We start from the raw sequence: 599 nt of genomic DNA, 5'->3' as shown, positions 1-599 counted from the left end.
AAATTCCTCTGTATGTTTACGAAACGCTTTTACTTTCATGACAACTGACTCCTAAATAGGTGTCTACTTTTATGGAGTCAGATCAGTCATTTTTAATGTTGCGATTAAACTAGTCAACATTTTTGAAAGCGCTACGGTTTCATCAAGCCACTTTCGACCAACGGATTTATCTATATAACAAATATCTATTCCAATATAAATTTGCGTTCTTGCTTCAGCTATTGATGAGCGAGCAATATCTAAAAATCTAACTTTTTCTTTATTGCTGTCTCTGGTCATCCCCTCGGCTATATTACTAGGAACAGACAAACCAGAGCGTGTTAATTGATCTCTAAACCCATAATCTTTTATCGAGCTCGTGATTTTATATATATCAGCACTTAAACGGGCTGAACGTTTCCAAACTTCTAAGTTTTCAAAGTTCATCGACTTAATCCTAGCTATTTACTTTTAGCTTAGAAGTATTTGAAGAAATAGACACCCTAAACGCAATTAAAGCCTAAGACTGATTGATCTGACTCCATAAAAGTAGACACCTATTTAGGAGTCAGTTGTCATGAAAGTAAAAGCGTTTCGTAAACATACAGAGGAATTTAAAA

1 protein-coding gene is annotated in these 599 nt (G+C 34.6%); it reads right to left on the bottom strand.

The window, feature by feature from the left end:
* Positions 1–69: 69 nt before the first annotated feature.
* Positions 70–426 (bottom strand): four helix bundle protein, encoded by a 357-nt coding sequence (locus AN389_RS19590; RefSeq protein WP_055020502.1) that lies wholly within the window; start codon positions 424–426, stop codon positions 70–72.
* Positions 427–599: the final 173 nt, after the last annotated feature.

It is taken from the genome of Pseudoalteromonas sp. P1-7a (genome assembly GCF_001401855.1).
Taxonomy (GTDB): Bacteria; Pseudomonadota; Gammaproteobacteria; order Enterobacterales; family Alteromonadaceae; genus Pseudoalteromonas.
The sequence above is the reverse complement of the archived record's forward strand: the minus strand, read 5'-3'. Positions and strand labels throughout refer to the sequence as shown.